At 39.3% G+C, this 19,967-nt stretch carries 15 protein-coding genes; 6 read left to right on the top strand and 9 right to left on the bottom strand.

Features of this window, described 5'->3' with window-relative positions; genetic code table 11:
- The first annotated feature begins 26 nt into the window (after positions 1 to 26).
- Positions 27 to 1,262: a TlpA disulfide reductase family protein gene (locus KCTC52924_RS19010; RefSeq protein WP_251807947.1), complete on the top strand. Its 1,236-nt coding sequence runs from the start codon at positions 27 to 29 to the stop codon at positions 1,260 to 1,262.
- 23 nt (positions 1,263 to 1,285) lie between these two features.
- Here KCTC52924_RS19010 and leuB read toward each other — a convergent pair whose 3' ends face one another.
- Entirely contained in the window at positions 1,286 to 2,404 is a 1,119-nt protein-coding gene (gene leuB / locus KCTC52924_RS19005; protein WP_251807946.1) for a 3-isopropylmalate dehydrogenase, read from the bottom strand.
- The gene (locus KCTC52924_RS19000; protein ID WP_251807945.1) at positions 2,405 to 3,577 is read right to left on the bottom strand and encodes a 2-isopropylmalate synthase; all 1,173 of its coding nucleotides are present in this window, start codon (positions 3,575 to 3,577) and stop codon (positions 2,405 to 2,407) included.
- Positions 3,578 to 3,724: 147 nt separating this feature from the next.
- On the opposite strand from KCTC52924_RS19000, the gene KCTC52924_RS18995 reads away from it, so the two are divergent.
- A complete protein-coding gene (locus KCTC52924_RS18995; protein ID WP_251807944.1) occupies positions 3,725 to 5,269 on the top strand; it encodes a hypothetical protein in 1,545 nt (514 codons plus the stop codon).
- Positions 5,270 to 5,278: 9 nt separating this feature from the next.
- Here the strand turns inward: KCTC52924_RS18995 and KCTC52924_RS18990 are convergent, their stop codons facing one another.
- The 7 genes from KCTC52924_RS18990 to KCTC52924_RS18960 form a co-directional block, all read right to left on the bottom strand.
- The gene (locus tag KCTC52924_RS18990) at positions 5,279 to 5,986 is read right to left on the bottom strand and encodes an RluA family pseudouridine synthase (RefSeq protein ID WP_251807943.1); all 708 of its coding nucleotides are present in this window, start codon (positions 5,984 to 5,986) and stop codon (positions 5,279 to 5,281) included.
- Between the two features lie 53 nt (positions 5,987 to 6,039).
- On the bottom strand, positions 6,040 to 6,858 hold the full coding sequence (gene panB / locus KCTC52924_RS18985) for a 3-methyl-2-oxobutanoate hydroxymethyltransferase (protein ID WP_251807942.1): 819 nt from the start codon (positions 6,856 to 6,858) through the stop codon (positions 6,040 to 6,042).
- A 244-nt stretch (positions 6,859 to 7,102) separates the two neighbouring features.
- Complete coding sequence (locus KCTC52924_RS18980; RefSeq protein WP_251807941.1) at positions 7,103 to 8,425, bottom strand: DUF3748 domain-containing protein; 1,323 nt, start codon at positions 8,423 to 8,425, stop codon at positions 7,103 to 7,105.
- 483 nt (positions 8,426 to 8,908) lie between these two features.
- Positions 8,909 to 11,146 (bottom strand): hypothetical protein, encoded by a 2,238-nt coding sequence (locus KCTC52924_RS18975; protein WP_251807940.1) that lies wholly within the window; start codon positions 11,144 to 11,146, stop codon positions 8,909 to 8,911.
- Between the two features lie 410 nt (positions 11,147 to 11,556).
- Positions 11,557 to 12,981 (bottom strand): L-serine ammonia-lyase, encoded by a 1,425-nt coding sequence (locus tag KCTC52924_RS18970; protein ID WP_251807939.1) that lies wholly within the window; start codon positions 12,979 to 12,981, stop codon positions 11,557 to 11,559.
- Positions 12,982 to 13,107: 126 nt separating this feature from the next.
- Complete coding sequence (locus KCTC52924_RS18965) at positions 13,108 to 14,379, bottom strand: MFS transporter (protein WP_251807938.1); 1,272 nt, start codon at positions 14,377 to 14,379, stop codon at positions 13,108 to 13,110.
- 194 nt (positions 14,380 to 14,573) lie between these two features.
- Positions 14,574 to 15,152 (bottom strand): alkylphosphonate utilization protein, encoded by a 579-nt coding sequence (locus tag KCTC52924_RS18960; RefSeq protein WP_251807937.1) that lies wholly within the window; start codon positions 15,150 to 15,152, stop codon positions 14,574 to 14,576.
- Between the two features lie 208 nt (positions 15,153 to 15,360).
- Between KCTC52924_RS18960 and KCTC52924_RS18955 the strand changes: the two genes are divergently transcribed.
- The 4 genes from KCTC52924_RS18955 to KCTC52924_RS18940 all read left to right on the top strand — a co-directional run bounded on the left by KCTC52924_RS18955 (position 15,361) and on the right by KCTC52924_RS18940 (position 19,961).
- Positions 15,361 to 15,753, top strand: a complete 393-nt coding sequence (locus KCTC52924_RS18955; RefSeq protein ID WP_251807936.1) for a pyruvate kinase — start codon at positions 15,361 to 15,363, stop codon at positions 15,751 to 15,753.
- A 467-nt stretch (positions 15,754 to 16,220) separates the two neighbouring features.
- Positions 16,221 to 17,861, top strand: a complete 1,641-nt coding sequence (locus tag KCTC52924_RS18950) for a TldD/PmbA family protein (protein WP_251807935.1) — start codon at positions 16,221 to 16,223, stop codon at positions 17,859 to 17,861.
- Positions 17,862 to 17,890: 29 nt separating this feature from the next.
- Complete coding sequence (locus KCTC52924_RS18945) at positions 17,891 to 19,204, top strand: TldD/PmbA family protein (RefSeq protein WP_251807934.1); 1,314 nt, start codon at positions 17,891 to 17,893, stop codon at positions 19,202 to 19,204.
- Between the two features lie 136 nt (positions 19,205 to 19,340).
- Positions 19,341 to 19,961, top strand: a complete 621-nt coding sequence (locus KCTC52924_RS18940; protein ID WP_251807933.1) for a DUF4159 domain-containing protein — start codon at positions 19,341 to 19,343, stop codon at positions 19,959 to 19,961.
- Positions 19,962 to 19,967 lie beyond the last annotated feature (6 nt).

Here is a 19,967-nt window from a genome sequence, read left to right as displayed (position 1 = left end):
CAATAACCCTAAAGACATATTTAAAAGTGTATACCAAAAATCGAATTGCTCTAGTTTCTTCCTTGATGTTATTAATGCTTTCTTGTGTAGCTCCCCAAAATTCTAATTTAAAGGAGGGATTCTGGTTGGCAGAGCTCCAAACCTTGAATGATAAATACTTGCCTTTTAATTTTAAAATGATTCTTGATGAAAAAGGAAAATACACCCTAGAGCTTTACAATGCAGAGGAGATAATATATGTAGATGAGATTACAGTTAAAAAGGATTCCATTGTAATAAAACTACCGGTTTTTGAAGGTTATATTGCTGGGAAATTTACGCCAGATAGTATTAATGGCGTTTTTGTAATAGAATCTTTGGATAGGGTAGTGCCTTTTAGTGCCATTTTTGGAATAAACGAGCGGTTTGCCGATGGTAAGACACCAGAGTACAATATAACAGGTGATTGGGAAGCAGAATTTAGCCCCAATACCGAGGATAGTTATATGGCTAAAGGAATATTTAAACAGATAGGTAATAAGGTTCGTGGAACTTTTAGGACGGCAACAGGGGATTATAGGTACCTGGAGGGAGTGCTTCAAGGTGATTCCGTTAAGCTCTCTACTTTTGATGGAGCCCATGCCTATTTGTTTGCGGCGAAGGTTTCAGATAGCATTATGGAGGGTGAATTTTATTCTGGGAATCATTATATGGCGCCTTTTACGGCATTAAGGAATGAAAATTTTGAGTTGCCGCTTGGAGATGGAGTGACCTTTTTAAAAAAGGGATATGACAAGTTGGAGTTTTCCTTCCCTGATGCATCTGGAAAGATGGTGTCTCTAGACGATCCAGAATTTGAGAATAAGGTAGTTGTAGTGCAAATTATGGGAACCTGGTGCCCCAATTGTTTAGATGAAACCAAATTTTTGGTAGAATATTTGAAGGACAATGAGAATAAGGATGTCAGCGTAGTGGCTTTGGCCTTTGAATACGCAAAAACGCCGGAAGCGGCCTTTAAGGCGATTGACAGACTGGTAAAAAGAATCGGCGTGAAGTACCCCGTTTTATTAGCACAGTACGCTAGTTCCGATAAATCCTTAGCCGAGGATAAACTCCCAATGTTAAACCATATACTATCCTACCCCACTACAATAATGTTGGATAGAAAAGGAGTGGTCAGGAAAATCCATAGTGGATTTAATGGTCCCGCTACAGGGAACCATTATAGTAGTTTTAAAAGAGATTTTTACACTTATATGGATCAATTATTGGCTGAAAAGTAGAAAATGGGGGCTTGGGGAATATTTTATATAATGGTAGATTTCCCCAGTCCAATATTTTCGTAATTGTAATTGTAATTATCTTCCGAATCTATGATGTTTGCGGCGATAAAATCGCCTACCTCATTGGTGCCATACTTGCTGGAGACATTAAGATCCTGGGTAACTATTTGTTTTCTCATAGATTTATCCACAGCGGTCACAACCGACCTAGATTCCTCATGTAATCCAAAATGACTCAGCATCATTGCGGTAGATAGTATTGAGGCAACAGGATTGGCAATGTTCTTTCCTTCCGCTTGCGGGTATGATCCGTGAAAAGGTTCAAACATGGCATGATCGTTCCCTATAGAGGCAGAAGGCAATAATCCTTTGGTACCACATATTGCGCTCCCTTGGTCAGAAAGGATGTCCCCAAACATATTATCCGTTAATATAACATCAAAATGATTTGGATGTAGCATCATCTGCATGGCAGCATTATCCACAAAAAGGTATTCCAGTTGTACCTCTGGATAACTTTCCCCAATTTTGGAAACTACTTTACGCCATAGTCGAGAAGTTTCCAAGACGTTAGCCTTGTCTACCAAGGTTAATTTCTTTCTTCTATTTTTGGCGGCCTTAAATGCGAAATGGGCAATCCTACTGATTTCTTTTTCGGAATACTCACATAGGTCTGAAGCTAAGGTACCGTCTTTGCTCAATTTTTTCTCCCCAAAATATATTCCTCCGGTCAGCTCCCTATAGATAATGAAATCGGTTCCGAAAATGACATGCTTTTTTAAGGGCGATTTGTTTACCAGTGTAGGAAAGACTTTTACAGGTCTAATGTTGGCGAATAGTTCCAGCTCTTGTCTCAATTGAAGTAGGCCCTGTTCTGGACGTACCTTGGCACTAGGGTTCTCATCGTATTTTAGGGTACCAATAGTACCAAAAAGGATGGAGTCTGACGCCCTGCAGAGTGCTGTTGTAGCTTCTGGTAAGGGCTTACCATATTTTTCCATGGCCACGGCACCTATGTCTCCCTCCGTAAAGGTAAAATGATGGTGGAAGGTTTCCTCTACGGCACGTAGACATTTTATGGACTGGGCCAAAACCTCAGGTCCAATTCCATCTCCCCCTAAAACTGCAATTTTTAGATTCATTTATGCAATGCTTTCAATTGAAATACCACTTTTTACAATAATGTCATGGATGTCCTTGTCCAAAATTTCCTTTTGCCTGTCAGCGAACTTTAAAAACTCTTGATAAACTAGGTCTAATTGGGTTTTTGTAAGTTCATAACCTACAATTTTAGCACGGTATGCCAATGCTGCTCTTCCACTTCTGGCTGTTAGGACAATGGAGGATTCGTTGACACCAACATCGGCTGGATTTATGATTTCGTAGGTTTCCCTATTTTTAATAACCCCATCCTGATGGATTCCCGAACTATGGGCAAAGGCATTGGCACCAACGATGGCTTTATTAGCCTGTACCAATACACCCATTTTTTGAGATACCATTTGACTGGTATCATATAATAATTTACTGTTTATATTAGTATCAAGATTTAGAGTAGGATGCTGTCTTAGAATCATTACTACCTCTTCCAAAGAAGTATTCCCTGCCCTTTCACCAATACCATTGATGGTGCATTCTATTTGTCTGGCTCCGTTAATGACCCCTGCAATGGAGTTGGCTGTGGCCAATCCAAGATCATTATGGCAGTGGCAAGATAGAATTGCTTTGTGTATACCAGTAACGTTCTCTTTTAAATATTTTATTTTTGCCCCATATTCATCTGGCAGACAATATCCCGTGGTATCTGGAATGTTTAAAACGGTTGCACCAGCCTTTATCACAGCTTCACAAACCCTTGCCAAAAACTCGTTATCTGTTCTTCCGGCATCTTCTGCGTAAAATTCCACATCTTCCACAAAGGTCTTCGCGTATTTTACTGCAGCTACGGCCCTTTCAATAATGGCCTCCTTATTGGAATTGAACTTGAATTTAATATGTGAATCTGAAGTGCCAATCCCAGTGTGAATTCTTGGTCTTTTTGCCATTTGTAAGGCCTGGGCTGCTACTTCAATATCTTTTTTAACGGCACGGGTAAGCCCGCATACTATAGCATTTTTAACTAATTTAGAAATTTGATGAACTGAATTAAAATCCCCTGGACTGGAAATAGGAAAACCAGCTTCAATTACATCAACTCCCAAAAGATCTAATCTCTCGGCTATGATTAATTTTTGCTCTGTATCCAATTTACATCCGGGTACTTGTTCCCCATCCCTTAGCGTTGTATCAAATATATGTACCTTATCTTTGCTCATTATATTTACGTAATTTTATAGGCGCAATACGAATATAGGACCATTAGGTTCCATCGTTGTGGATTAAATTGAATATTTACAATGGTGATGAACTTTTTATAGTAGTTAAAACACTGATTATCAATCATATAAACCTTTTTTATTACGATGACAAATGCTCATAAAGATGCGTTATTTGTTTTGGTTAAATCGCTTTCAAAGTCAGAAAAACGTCAGTTTAAATTATACGTTGGTCGCTTGGGCGTTAATACCGATGCGAAATTTTTGGCACTATTTAATTTATTGGACAAAATTAAGGTCTATGATGAAAAGTTAATACTAGAAAATGGCATTGTTAAAAAAGCCCAATTGTCCAATCTTAAGGCACATTTGTACAAACAGATTCTAGTGAGCCTTAGACTAAATCCAGTTAACCAGAACATAAGGGTGCAGTTAAGGGAGCAGTTGGATTTCGCCACTATACTTTATCAAAAAGGCCTATATAAACAAAGTTTAAAAATTTTGGATAAGGCGAAGGCTACTGCTATAGAAAATGAGGAGAAGAACGTAGCCTATGAGATTGTGGAACTGGAAAAAGTTATTGAGACCCAATACATTACCCGAAGTATTCCCGATAGGGCAGATGAGCTTGCGGTACAGGCAAAGCAATTATCGGAACAAAATGTAATGACTAGTAAGCTTTCAAACCTCTCCTTACAATTATACGGACAAATGCTTAAAATAGGCTATGTACGTAGCGACGAGGATTTTATAAGGGTGAAGAAATATTTCGATAAGCACCTGCCTAAAGTCAAATTGAAAGATCTTGGCTTTCGTGAAAAATTATGGTTATATAAGGCCCATCTTTGGTATAGTTTCTTAACCCAAGATTTTTTGTCCTGTTATAAGTATTCTAGTAAATGGGTGGACCTATTTTACGAGAACAAGGAGATGATTCATCTTAACCCAGTATTCTTTCTAAAAGGGAACCATTATTTGTTGGAATCCTTATTCTATGTTAAGTATAGCTCTCAGTTTAAAGAGACATTGGAGCAATTGGAGGAAATTGTGGTCAGTAAAGATTTTCCTGCCAATGACAATATTGCGTCACTTGCTTTTATCTATATCAATTCCAACAAGTTGAACCTTCATTTTATGGAAGGGAATTTTGAAAAGGGGTTATATCTGGTTAAAATTATAGAATATGGGATTGGCAAACACAAGGATCGGATAGACGAACACCATATTATGATACTGTATTACAAAATTGCCTGTCTCTATTTTGGAGTGGGAGACAATAAGACCTGTATACAATATTTAAAACGTATCATTAACAATAAGAACCTGAAAATGCGCGAGGATCTCATGTGTTTTTCTAGGGTTTTAAGTTTAATAGCGCACTATGAAGCCGGTATGGATTACCATTTGGAGGTTCAACTAAAGAGCACTTATAAGTTTTTGTTGAAAATGAACGACCTCCATGCGGTACAGAAGGAAATGCTCAAATTTTTAAGACGTTTGGGAGATATTTTTCCCCATGAATTACCTAATGAATTCCAAAAGCTTTATATAGAATTAAAAAAATATGAAAACCATCCATATGAAAAACGAGCTTTCTTGTACTTGGATATAATTTCTTGGTTGGAAAGCCACTTACAGAATAAACCAGTTGCACAAGTTATACGGGAGAAGGCAGCATCCAATACCAGATAAACTTAAATATTACATACATGCGTCCCATAGGCTCTCCTTGGGTAAGGGGGCAACTAACTCTAAAAGCTCTTTTTTAACAGGATGAACAAAGGTTAATTTTCTGGCATGTAAATGTATACTGCCATCTTTATTACTCCTGTCCGAACCATATTTTAAATCTCCTTTTATAGGGCATCCCAATGCTGCTAACTGTGATCGGATCTGATGGTGCCTCCCTGTTTTTAAATCGATTTCTAAAAGAGTATAACGGTCCAGTTTCTTCACGACTAAATAGTCTAAAATTGCCTTCTTACTGTCTGGCACCTCGTTTTTATGGGCGTAAGATTTATTTTGTTTCGGATTGCGCTTTAACCAATGCACTAAGGTGTCATTTTCCTTTTCCGGATATTTTTTAACAATGGCCCAATAGGTTTTTTTAGCGTCCTTTTCCGCAAATAACTTATTTAACCTGGGCAATGCCTTTGAGGTTTTTGCAAATACGACTATACCAGTGGTGGGCCTGTCCAGTCTATGGGCCACACCAAGGTAAACGTTACCAGGCTTATTGTGTTTAATTTTCAAGTATTCTTTAACCACTTCACTTAAGGGAGTATCTCCGGTCTTATCTCCCTGTACAATATCGCCCGCCCTTTTATTTATGGCAATTAGGTGATTGTCCTCAAAGATTACCTGTAAATTGGAGGGGTTGGAATGTTCTTTCTGTACGTCTACTGACACTGCGGATCTGGATAAAGGGTTTAAATAGATTTCTTGCCGACTATTTGTAGCGACTAGTACTGTTCTTCATCGTTAGGGAAGTCCTTAGTTTTTACGTCTTCTACATATTGAGAAATGGCATTGCTCATTTCTTCGTAAAGATTTAGGTATCTACGTAAAAATCTAGGATTAAATTCTTGTGTAATTCCCAATAAATCATGCACCACCAATACTTGTCCATCTACTCCATTACCCGCACCTATGCCTATTATGGGGATAGAAACACTTTCTGCTACCTCTTTGGCCAGTGTAGCGGGGATTTTTTCGAGGACAATGGCAAAACAACCTGCTTTTTCCAGCATTTTGGCATCATCCTTTAATTTTTGTGCCTCGTCCTTTTCTTTTGCCCTAACGGTGTAGGTGCCAAATTTGTAAATAGACTGTGGAGTAAGGCCTAAATGCCCCATTACGGGAATACCTGCGTTTAAAATTCGCTTAACAGACTCCTTAATTTCTTGTCCGCCCTCAACTTTTACGGCATGGGCTCCACTTTCTTTCATGATGCGAATAGCAGATCGCAAAGCCTCCTTAGGGTCACTTTGATAACTGCCAAAAGGAATATCTACAACAACAAGTGCCCTGTGCACTGCCCGAATTACGGAAGAAGCATGATAGATCATTTGATCCAAGGTGATGGGTAGGGTAGTCTCATGACCGGCCATTACATTACTGGCAGAATCGCCAACCAATATTACATCTACATTGGCAGCGTCCACAATTTTCGCCATAGAATAATCATAAGCGGTCAGCATGGATATTTTCTCGCCGTTTTGCTTCATATCAACAAGCGATTTTACAGTAACTCTTTTGTATTCTTTTTTGGCGACAGACATGTAATTTTTTTTAGATCGATAAAAGTAAGGAGATTTGTTGTAAAAATTGATGGTATTCATAGGACTTTGTGGATAAGGCCTTTGTTTTTAACTTATTTTTGATAGAGGATCCATAAATTTATCCAAATGTGATTAATACCCAAGGGTCATGGAAAATTATCTAAATCACTGGCACTAGGCGTAAGGAGAAACGCCCATATAAAATATTCAATTTTTACCTGACTCGATTGTTGGCTGTCGAATTTCAGAAATTGACAGTAAATATTTGCTTCATTGGGTGCCCCGATTTATTGGAAATACTTCGGTTAAAAGCAATTTTTTCACCATTGTGGGACCAAACCGGATTTGTAGGCGGATTGGTGGATGGTTTCGTTATTATTTCTCCCTTTTTATCCCCTATTTTTAGTAGGACTAAAGCATTGTCCCAAATGTATATCAAGCTATTTTTTTTTGGATGCCATCGAATTCCACCCATCACATTGGTAGCATGAAAGGTTTGTTGAAGGGGCGTGCCTCCAATTGGTGATAGGGTAAATACCTGTTTAATATTTTGATTGTCCTTGGCGACAAAACCCAATAAACTACCATCAAAAGATGATCGTACAATTCCCTCACAACCGGGAAAATCTCTTTTGGCAGTGAAGGTCAGCCTTCGTTGTTGGGCACCTTTTGGAGGAGAGGGCATGGTGGTGGCCGTGCCTTCCAAGGGACCAATTCCTGCAATGCTGATGTCGGCAGGGATATCCACTATAAATACTTCATCAACGGCTACTCCTTTGGTGTTTTTCACCGTACCTATAAAGGCTCGGGCCCGTTGAAGATCGCCATTTATTTTTTGATATCCGGAATGTCCAACCCAACTGTCACCGGTGGCCTTATTGATCTGGTCGCTACCCGGTAAGGGATCGGGAACTACGGTTACAACGAGGGCGCTAAACCACTCCCCAGAAAAATCTTCTCCCGTATTGGTTTGGGAAACGGCTACAGTTATATTTTTTTTGGATACGCCTATAGTTCTTAGGTTATAAGGAAGTCCCGTTTTGTCTTCCATTTTTTTCATTAGGGCATCATTATAGGTATAGCCAATCCATTGCCCGTCACCGCTAAATTCATGTCGGTGTGTTCCTCCACGTAGTGCCCCAGGTGTAAAAGGGATAGAAGTATCCCTAGCATCCATAAAAATGGGTAGGTTTGGGGTGTTGTCATTGACGATTACCCCGGTCCTTCGCCATTGCTCATAAGGTTGATTTGGACTACAGTTTTTAAGGCCGTGGATAAACACGACTTCGTTATCGGTATGACTATAGCTGACAGCACCTACCCCAGGACCATAGACTGTATTTTGATTTAATTGGTAAAGGACTTTTTTTTCCCCAGTCTCTACCTTTACTTTTTCAATCTTACCATTGGTCCCAATTCCGCCTTCGACTGTTCTGGTATCGTACACCAACCATTGGTCGTCTGGCGAGAAATTATCGTTATTGTCTAAATCGTGATTATAGGATAGATCGTTCGTAAGTTGATGCTCCTCTTTATACTGTTTTTGGTCGCAGCTATTCAATATCATATTTATTGCTATTAGAAGTAATAGGGACCTCTCTTGGAATAGTATTTTTATTAATATTGATAAACCTACCATTTTTTTAGGGTGATATTACTTTGGGAAATAATTGGTGTTTATTGTCTAGAAAGCTGATATAATATGGTTATGCTTTATTAAGATCTAAATTAGAAAGGTTAAAAAGTAAAAGGATACTAATAAAAATACTATACCGTCCGATATCAAATACCAAAGACGCGTGATGTATAGTTTGTTGTTAAAATTGATTTAGCGAAGTCAACTTCGCTAAATCAATATCTAAAAGTCTTCTTTTTAATTATTTGGTAATACGTGCTTTAGGTCTGCTGTCGTTAATCGAGTTTTCAGTTACGCTTACCTGCAGGCAGTTAGGCGCAATTTCCGATTCTGGAATAAATGTTAGTTAAAGCTCGCTTTCAGGGCCCGGATCTAGTGACTCAATATTCAGTACTTCATACTACGTACTAATGACTAATTAACCGGTGCACTGATCACACCCAAATATCTTCCCATCCAATAGGGGAGGAGCCAAATATCCCCTGCAGAATATTCTTCTCCGCCATCCTTTCCAATCCTGTCTAACCGAAACATATTGCCATTGTGGCGTTGTACAGGCCTTTCATCCGGTGGCAACACTTCGGTGATAGTTTGATTTCTAAAATTGGGTTCCATAAAGGTGATGTCCTTTCTGTGACTGTTCATAATATCCCAAGTCACGAGATCCATAGGGTGCTCCCTAAGATACCATGCAGCTTCTTCTAGATCAAATTCTTGTGTGCCTGTCAATGCAGTCATAATATTCCAAGCGCCTTCTTTTTCTGGTCTTTCAATTTCCCAGTGGTCTATGATAGCTTCCTTGAATTTTGTTTTAAGGGTATCGTTAAAGGCATACTTATACAGGCCCCAATATCCTACAAAATACATTTCGTCGTCGGAATGGTTCCAGGATTCAGATAGCATTTTACTCCAGTCGTCCGCATCATCCGGAGCCATGGCAACATCTTTCATAGGCCACATAAGGTTGTCTAAATACCCGTGATTTTCCATTAGGTCGAAGGCTTTCTCCTTATACTTTTCTTTACCAGTAAAATGATAGGCCGTTTGCAACATCCCAATAATATTGGAAGCATTTATCTTTCTATCGCCCACCATCTTGGGGCGTGCATTTACATATTCAGGGTTCCATCTTCCCCAAGTGGTAGGTTTGCCATCAAAGTCCACCATATACATGTCATTCCTCACGATGTGGCTCATAAGGGTGTCAATCAGCACAATGGCACGGTCCTTCAACTCGTTATCCATTAGTTCTGCCATTACACCATAGGCAAATATATGGCCTATAGCCTCATCACTGCTGGTAGTAGATTTCCAGTCCCATTCAGGATCATCTGTATGCTGCCATCTTTCAGGATCTCCTAGACGTTCTATATACCCACTGCGCTCAAAGGAACGGGAAGGGAATCCGGGAACTTTATTTATATTGAAAAGACGTTCCATGGCATCCATAGATTCCATACAGTTCTGCAGGGCATCTTCCGATTCTGTAACGGCATAACGGAATACTTCTCCTGCCAAACACATTGTCGTCCAAAGTCCATCGTTATCGGAATCAGAAAGTCGGCCAGAATCAATATTTCCATTATCCAGATCCACTAGTGAGGAATTAAACCCTAAGCGAATGTGCCTATTCCGAACTTGTTTTTCATAATACTGTGCTTTATCATAAAGGGTCATTTCCTTATATACAATCTGACCTAGTCCAGCATCGGTAAGGATTAGGATAGAACCATCGTTTGCTTTTGAAATATGATTGACCATATTTCCCGGCAACCACCTTTTCCCGTAATAGTAATTAAATTTGCCGTCTTCCCTCAACATAAAAGCACCTTTTGTAGAGCCAAACCATAGATTTCCATCTATATTCTCTATATAAGTTATTTCTGTCCACGGTAAATTTTTATGGGTTTCCCCAATTTTTTTCCCAGTGTCCGATGCTACTTCCATATATCCATCCAAGGTGCCGACAATTAATTTGTTGCCTAAAATGGCCAAGGAATTAAATTTTTCCCCTTTAAAAATTGTTGTCAAGGTTTGCTTTTGGGGATCAAAAGCAGCAATTGAATTTTTCCCCAGGATATAGAAAGTGTTGGAGTTGTGGTCAAATTTAATAGTAAGTACAGTATCATTGGCGAATGCCCCTGTCCATGAATTATTGCTTTTGGATACATATTGAAGGGTCCCACCGTCGCTTATTAAAAAACCAAAATCCTTTCCAGCAGAAAAAATGGTGGCCCTGGGTAAATTGTGTTTTAGATATAAGGTTCCTGCCCAAGCATTGCTTAGTACCGCTTTATCATCTAAATAAATAAATTGATTTTTGTACAGAGTAATGGCGGTAATTTTTTTATCAGTTAGTGGTCTGTAGGTTTTATCCTCCATTAGAATTCCTGGATAAAGGAATTGACCGTCGTGGGTGCGTAGTATGCCTTGTGAGGAAGCAACCTGAATTAATTGATTCCTATCCATATGGGCCGAAAATAAGTTTAGGTCTTCCTTATTGATTGCATATTTAATGCTGTAATCCTGAGGGTAGGGGACATCCTTATATACTGGCATGGATGCGGTTGAATCATCTTGCTTTGGAGCTTTTGCACAGGCAAGGGATAGCAACAGGAGGGACCATGCTAAATTTTTGAAATAAGTTCTCATGTCAATATAAATTTTGGTTGATTAAAAGAGCACATTTTACTCCATTACAAAATAACCTTGTTTACGATTACTATACCTCGTATATTTTACATGATTTACATTGTATTTTGACTTAATTATCAGAATGCGACATTTCTATGTAGTCAGGATGTTAGGATTATTGAGATTAACAATTTGAAAATGAGTTAATGTGAAGATTTGGAAATGGATACTAATGGTTCATGTAGCAATGGAAACAATGTAAAAATGGAACAATGGGGTAGTTTTAAAATGAGTTAATTTGAAGATGTGCTAATTTGAAGATTTGAAATTAAACTAATGTAGTAGTGTACTAATAAGTTGGTTTAATAAAGTTCATTTTTTAAGGCCTGAGGGGGGACTCAATACACCCTGCATGATACGAATCAAAATCAACAATCACTTAAATACACTCCTACAGCAAGGCCTCCTTCCGAGGTTTCCTTGTATTTGGTACTCATGTCTTTGGCGGTTTCCCACATAGTGTTCACTACCTTGTCTAGGGGGACCTTAGCATTTGAAGGGTCTGAGTCCAGTGCTAGTTCCGCCGCATTAATAGCCTTTATGGCACCCATGGAGTTGCGTTCTATGCATGGAATCTGCACCAATCCACCTATGGGGTCACAAGTGAGTCCGAGGTGGTGTTCCATAGCAATTTCTGCTGCCATTAGCACCTGTTCTGGGGTGCCGCCCATAAGTTCGGTCAAGGCTGCAGCTGCCATAGAGGAAGAAACTCCAATTTCGGCCTGACACCCACCCATGGCTGCAGAGATGGTGGCACCTTTCTTGAAGATACTGCCTACTTCTCCCGCAACAAGCAGAAATTGTTTTATGTGATCAAAGCTAGCTTCGTGGTTTTCAATTACCATATAATACATGAGAACAGCTGGGATAACTCCTGCACTTCCGTTGGTGGGAGCAGTTACCACTCTTCCCAAAGAGGCGTTTACCTCATTGACACTAAGTGCAAAACAACTCACCCACTTAAGGATAGAACGAAATTTCACCTCTGTTTTACGTATGGTCTGTAGCCATTCCTCCGGAGTGGAGTAGGGATGGTCCCCAATTAATTTTAAATGTGAGTCGTATGCCCTTCTCCTAACGTTGAGGCCACCGGGCAAATGGCCTTCGGTATGACAGCCAGTGTACATAGAACCTAACATGGTATCCCAGATATGATGTAAGCCTTCATCTATTTCCGCATCGGTACGAAGGGAACGTTCGTTTTCCAGAACTAGTTCCGAGATGGATTTTTGCTCAGTTTTACAAGCTGCCAAAAGTTCTACCCCGTTTTGTATAGGAAACGGAAAGGTTTTAAATACTTTAATATTTTTTTTGGAGATGGCCCTTTCTTCTTTTACTACAAATCCCCCACCAATAGAATAATAGGTTTCCTTGATTTTCTTGCCATTAGCGAGTGTAGCTTTAAAGATCATTCCATTGGCATGAAAGGGTAGGAATTCCCGAACAAAGACAATGTCTAACTTAGGGTCGAATGGAAGTTCCAGAGTATTGTTTAAACGAAGTATTTTTAGTTCCTTAATTTTTTGAATGATTCCCTCTATATTTTCAATGGGCACGGTTACTGGATCGGCACCTGTTAATCCCATCATTAAAGCGATGTCGGTAGCATGTCCTTTCCCTGTAAGGGCCAAGGAGCCGTAAGCTTCTATCCGTATACTAGTTATGGAGTGAAATACATTTTTCGCATTTAGCTCCCCTATAAATCGTTCTGCGGCACGCCACGGCCCTAAAGTGTGGGAACTAGATGGTCCAATCCCAATTTTGAGCATGTCGAAAACACTGATGCATTCCATCTCCCTATCTATCTTTTATTGACAGGTAAATATAGGACTATAAATTGGGTTTTGTGGCCTACCAAATGCTATGTGTTGAAATTAGGGTGGCCTTTTCTAGAGTAGTAATAATTAACAATATTCTGTTCACTGTGTACTGTTTTCATGATCTTCGAGATCTTTACGTAAATCCAATTTTCTAAAAGTTGGGGAAATGGCTCCAGTAAAGAAAACCGTTGCCAGCGTCATACAACCACCAAAGACCACAGCGGTAACAGTTCCCATTAGCTTGGCGGTAAGTCCACTTTCAAAAGCGCCCAATTCGTTAGAGGAACCTACAAACATGGAATTTACAGAGGCTACCCTACCGCGCATATGGTCGGGTGTCCTTAATTGTAGGATGGTTTGCCGTATAACCATGGAAATGCCATCTGTAACCCCACTTAAAAACAAGGCAATTACCGACACCCAAAACCAGGTAGAAACACCGAAAACAATGATACAGATTCCAAATCCAAAAATAGCCCCCAATAATTTCATTCCAGCATTTTTATTTAAGGGGAAATGGGCTGAGGTGAACATTATGATCAGGGCACCTACTGCCGGAGCGGCCCTTAAAACACCAAAGCCTTCTGGGCCTACTTTTAAAATGTCTTGGGCATAGATGGGGAGAAGTGCCACAGCGCCACCAAAAAGGACCGCAATCATATCCAATGTCAACGCACCAAGAATAATTTTGGTGCCAAATACAAATTTAATCCCTTCTTTAAGGCTTTTTATCACCGGTTCCCCGATATTAGGATTTAAGATGGGCTTTTTTTTGATTTTGGTAAGCGTAAGTATGGCCATTAAAGAAAAGGAAAATATAAGGCACATGGACCAGTGCACCCCAATCCAGTTAATACTAAATCCTGCTAAGGCCGGTCCCAACACTGCACCCATTTGCCATACTGAACTGCTCCATGTTGCAGCGTTTGGATACACTTTTTTTGGTACGATTAATGCGAACAGCGAAAAAATAGTCGGTCCTAAAAAAGCGCGAACTATTCCACCTAGGAAGACTAAAAAATAAATGGAGTACAATATTTTATTTTTGGACCAATCGCCCACTACAACTGGCCAAGTCAATAAAAAAAGCCCCAGACTGATCACAGAAAAGCCTAAAATGCATTTTATAAGCAATCCCTTTTTTTCTTTTTGATCTACAATATGCCCAGCGAAAAGTGCTAGGGAAACTGCAGGTATTACTTCCATAAGACCTATAATTCCTAGGGATAAAGGATTCTTGGTGAGGGAGTATACCTCCCATTCTATAACAATGAATTGCATGGACCATGCGAATACCATTGCAAAACGCACCAACAAAAAAATATTGAATTCCTTGTATCTTAATGCGGCATAAGCATCGTTCCTGGTCATTGGTCTAATAGTTGATTCCTAAGAAATTGGAGGATCTAATTTATTGTTTATTTATGAATTCAACATTACCACATGCATACCCCTTATAACCCCTTATTTCCATAAAAATACCCAAAATTCTGTAAGCTAAAGTCCGTGTTCTCGGGCCTTGCCCTAGGGAAGGACTCAATACTCAGTTCTACTACTAAATCGTCCTATAGTTTTTTTACAAACTTAGTCAGGATCACAATTTGTTGTCCATCTACCTTACCTTCTATAAATTCTGCATTTTCGTGATCCAAGGAAACACGTCTTACGGCAGTTCCTCTTTTGGCGATCATACTAGATCCCTTTACTGGTAAATCTTTTATAAGTACCACACTGTCCCCAGCTTCAATTACTACACCATTGCTATCGCGATGAATAATTTGATTTTCGGAAGGGGCACCTTCCCCAGTGGCTTTGGCCCATTCCAACTCATCCTCTTCTAGATACATCATATCCAAAAGATCTTGTGGCCAACCTTCATTTCTAAGCCTGCTAAGCATTCTCCAGGCAATAACTTTTACAGGAGTATGTTCGCTCCACATACTATCATTTAAACATCGCCAATGATTTGGATCAGTGTTATCTGGATTCTCTACCTGATCCTTACAGATAGAACACGCCAAAAGACTGCCATCTAATCCATTATTTTTTGCAGGTTGAACTTCTAATACTTCTAATTTTTCGGTGCTGGTACAGAGCTCACATTTATGATTGCTTCTTTTTCCCAATTCGCGCTCAATATTCATTATTATATATTTTAGAGCAACAAAATTACACGAATTGTATTAATAGGCGCTATATAAGCTTGAAAAATAGGGTTTTGGAACACGCTAATTATTTAATCCCATTTCTCTAGTAAAAATGTGACTTTCCAATGTTTATAAGTTCTAAGTTTTACGATTCCTTAAGAAGGTAAAGCGGGCTATTTTTGCACCCCTCTAAAAAGAATTATACATGCTAAAAGTAGGCGATAAGCTATATAATGTTAGTCAGAATGGATTCAGCGATTTTATGCGATATACCTTTTCTGAAGTTGTGCGATTGACTAAAACCTTGGCTATTTTGGAAAATGGTGAAAGAATAAGAAATATCAAGACTACCTCGGCGCTAGATAACGATTTTTGTTATTCCCAGGCCAACAACCGATGGGTTTACTGGTATTTGGTTTCCGAAGAAATACTGCAGAGAGCAGAAGCGGAAAATGAAAAAATAGCCGTGAGGGATTGGTTTGCTGATCGCTCCTTTAGTTTGGAAGAAAAGAGAATGATCTATAGGCTGTTCAAAGAAAAGGGAATATTGAGCAATAATGAAAACCCCAAGGAACACTCTTTAGATCCTTTTCAATAGATTAACCAATCTGGAGGGGTGCCTAATGGCATAGTACAATCCTATACATAGATTTCCAACACAAACTTACCCGCTTCTACTCTAAATGGGCTGTTTGCGTTGATTGCCTTATTAAATTCCAATAAAATCCTTCAACAAATGAAAATATTGGGCTATATCAAGTTATGGCTTCCTATTTTTCTTCCTATAGTAAATTCATAACAAAAAACGAACTCACTGTTAAATATTGATAGTTTATATAAAATCACTATTTTTAGAAACGGATTAGAGATAATTAAATGGGGCTTATGTTTTTTGGAAGTCCAATAGCCCATCTATTTTCTGGCAATATATTCTTAAAAACTATTGGTAGAACTTGCCATACTTTAATTCAGGATTCCTTTCTCGGCAGCGGATAAATGATGCTTCTGAAAGGATCAATCAATTTAGACTGAAATTAGTAAACATTAAATAAAAACGAGTTTTATATGAAACGACGAAATTTTGTTCAATATGCGGGATTGGGTGCCGGGGCTTTATTGATGCCATCTCTTTTTATGGGAAATAATATTCCCGAGCAGGCATTGTTAGAACCTGGCATGGATAAGATCACCAAAAAAATCATGGCCGATGTGGCCTTAAACACAGCAAAGTCGCTAGGGGCCACTTATGCGGATGCCAGAATTGGCAGATACCTCAATCAGTATGTGTTTACTAGGGAAGATAAGGTACAGAATGTGGTAAATACAGAATCTTTTGGGATTGGTATCAGGGTAATCGCTAATGGGACATGGGGTTTTGCCTCTACAAATAATGTTTCCCAAGATGGTATTAAAAAAGCTACTGAAAAGGCGGTCGCCATTGCCAAAGCGAACTCCAAGATTCAGAAAGATCCAGTAAAGCTGGCCCCGGTTATGGCTTATGGAGAAGTTTCATGGAAAACACCGATTAAAAAGGATTTTAAGGAAGTTCCAGTTTCGGAAAAGGTAGATCTTTTGTTGAGTTCCAATGCAGCAGCAATGGAAAATGGAGCAAATTTCGCCAATTCTGCACTATTTATGGTCAATGAGCAGAAATATTTTGCTTCCACCGACGGTTCTTATATCGATCAAGATATTCATCGTATTTGGCCAACTTTTGGAGTAACCGCGGTAGATCGTGTAGCAGGCAAGTTTAAATCGCGACAGGCATTAAGCGCACCAATGGGTATGGGGTATGAGTATATGGACGGTTTGGATTCCGAGAAATTGGAGGGTCCAGCCGGACTTATTTTGTATAGAAATAGTTATGATATGATTGAGGATGCTGCTATGGCGGCAAAGCAAGCAAAGGAAATGCTTACTGCCAAATCTGTGGATCCTGGTAAATATGATCTAGTATTGGAGCCCAACCACTTGGGATTGACCATTCATGAATCTGTGGGACATCCATTGGAACTGGATCGGGTACTTGGTTATGAGGCCAATTACGCGGGAACCAGTTTTGCAACCTTGGATAAGTGGAAGTCAAAGGATTTTCAATACGGAAGTGATATTGTAAACTTGGTAGCAGATAAAACTCAGCCCGGCTCGTTAGGAGCAGTAGGGTATGATGATGAAGGGGTTAAGACCAAGAAATGGGATCTTGTCCGTAACGGTATCCTGACCAATTATCAGGCAATCCGGGATCAAGTGCATATGATAGATCAGAATGAATCCCATGGTTGTTGTTATGCACAGAGTTGGAACGATGTACAGTTTCAACGTATGCCCAATGTTTCTTTAGAACCAGGCAAGGATAAATATTCCATACACCAAATGATCAAAGATGTGGAGAAAGGTATCTATATCGTAGGAAGAGGTTCATATTCCATAGATCAACAACGGTATAACTTCCAATTTGGAGGCACCGTATGTTACGAGATAAAAAATGGGGAAATCGTTGGCATGTTAGATGACGTTGCTTATCAATCCAACACACAGGAGTTTTGGAATTCCTGCGTTAAAATATGTGATGAAACCGATTATCGCCAATTTGGATCATTTTTCGATGGGAAGGGGCAGCCCTCCCAAGTCAGTGCGGTATCACATGGGAGTGCTACTTCCAGATTTAAAAACGTTAACGTAATCAATACCGGTAGGACTATCTAACATATTTTACGACAAATAATTTTAATATTATGGCAATATATACAAAGGATGAAGCTAAGCGTATCATGGAAAAAGCAATGAGCTTTTCCACAGCGGATGCTTGCGAAATTAATATGAATGGCAGTGAGAGTGGCAATATTAGATATGCCCGGAATACGGTTTCTACCTCTGGTCACCGATCAAATCAAAACTTGTCTATACAATCTAGCTTTGGTAAAAAATCTGGTACAGCTACTATAGATGAGTTCGATGATGTTTCTTTGGAAAAGGTGGTTAGAAGAGCAGAGGAACTGGCTAAATTATCGCCTGAAAACCCTGAATTTATGGAGCCATTAGGTCCGCAGTCCTATGACGACTCCATTAGTTATAATGAGGAAACAGCAAATATAACCCCGGAATATCGGGCCAATGTGGCCAGTAGTAGTATTGACCCAGCAACAATGAATGAGGTGACGGCTGCAGGGTTTTTTAACGACTCTTCAGGATTTAGTGCGATGATGAATTCTAACGGGCTTTTCGCCTATAATAAATCAACGGATTCTGATTTCACCGTAACTATGAGAACCAATGATGGTACCGGTTCCGGATGGGTATCCAGGGATTTTAACGATATAACTAAATTTGATGCTTCAGAAGCCTCAAAAATTGCCATGGAGAAAGCTTTGATGTCCAAGGAGGCGAAAGCGATAGAACCAGGGAGATATACGGTAATCTTAGAACCCGCGGCTTCCGCAGATTTGCTTCGCAATATGTTTGGTTCTTTCGATTCTAGAAGAGCGGATGAGGGAAGAAGCTTTATGTCCAAAGATGGGGGCAATAAATTAGGTCAAAAGATTGTAGACGAAAGGGTGAATATTTGGTCAGATCCCCTGCATCCCGAAGTCCCAACAGCTACTTGGAATGGAGAAGGACAACCCCTTAAGAAAATGAGCTGGATAGAAAATGGGGTGGTAAAAAACCTTTCTTATAGTCGATATTGGGCAGAACAGAAAGGCGTTAGCCCTGTGCCTTATCCTTCCAATTTTATTATGGAAGGTGGTTCGGCATCCTTGGAAGACCTGATAAAAGACACTAAAAAGGGAATTTTGGTTACCAGATTGTGGTACATTAGAAGTGTAGATCCGCAAACATTGCTTTACACTGGTCTTACACGTGATGGAACTTTTTATATTGAAAATGGAAAGATTAAGCACCCTGTGAAAAACTTTAGGTTTAATGAAAGTCCTATAATTATGCTGAATAACCTTGAAACCCTTGGGAAACAGGTTAGGATGAACGGTGATTTAATCCCTTATATGAAGGTTAGGGATTTTACCTTTACTAGCTTGTCCGATGCCGTATAGAACAAATTAATACTGTTAAACTGGTTGCTATGACATTCATAAGTAACCAGTTTTTTATTTTCCATGGTAAGGTTTTTATAGCACCTTAATGTGGGAACATTAGTACGATAAATAACTTAAGGAACCTACATAAGCATTGAGCAATAAGTTTTTTTTTACGAGATTACAATATGAATCAGGAAATTGGGATGTGGATCAGCGTATGCCTTCCAACCTACTTAATTCTTTGGTAGAGTATACTACCTTGGCGGTAGATACCCGAGAAAATATTATTCCTTTGGCAAGTGATGATATTTTTGAGTGTCCCTTTTGCTATATTTCTGGCCATAAACTAGTACAGTTTACCAAAAAAGAAAGGGAGAACTTTGAAAAGTATGTACGGAATGGTGGATTTGTCTTTGCCGATGATTGCAATCACGATATAGATGGTTTGTTCGCAAAATCTTTTGAACGCCAGATGGATGATATTTTTGGCACGGGGACACTGAAAAAAATTCCGAATGACCATGAGCTCTATTCTATTTTTTTTGAATTTGAAGACGGTCCGCCTACAACCTCACAGGAACTCAACGGTTGGGGCGATGATTTGGTACACGAGTATTTAAAGGCTATTGAAATAGACGGAAGAATTGGTGTGTTATACAGTAATAAGGACTATGGCTGCGAGTGGGATTATGATTTTAGAAATAAACGCTGGTATAAAATAGACAATACCCGCTTTGGAGTAAATATTGTGATGTACGCACTTACTTCTTAAATAGAA

The sequence above is a fragment of the Arenibacter antarcticus genome, from assembly GCF_041320605.1.
Classification (GTDB): Bacteria; Bacteroidota; Bacteroidia; order Flavobacteriales; family Flavobacteriaceae; genus Arenibacter; species Arenibacter antarcticus.
This window is presented reverse-complemented; position numbering and strand designations above follow the sequence as displayed.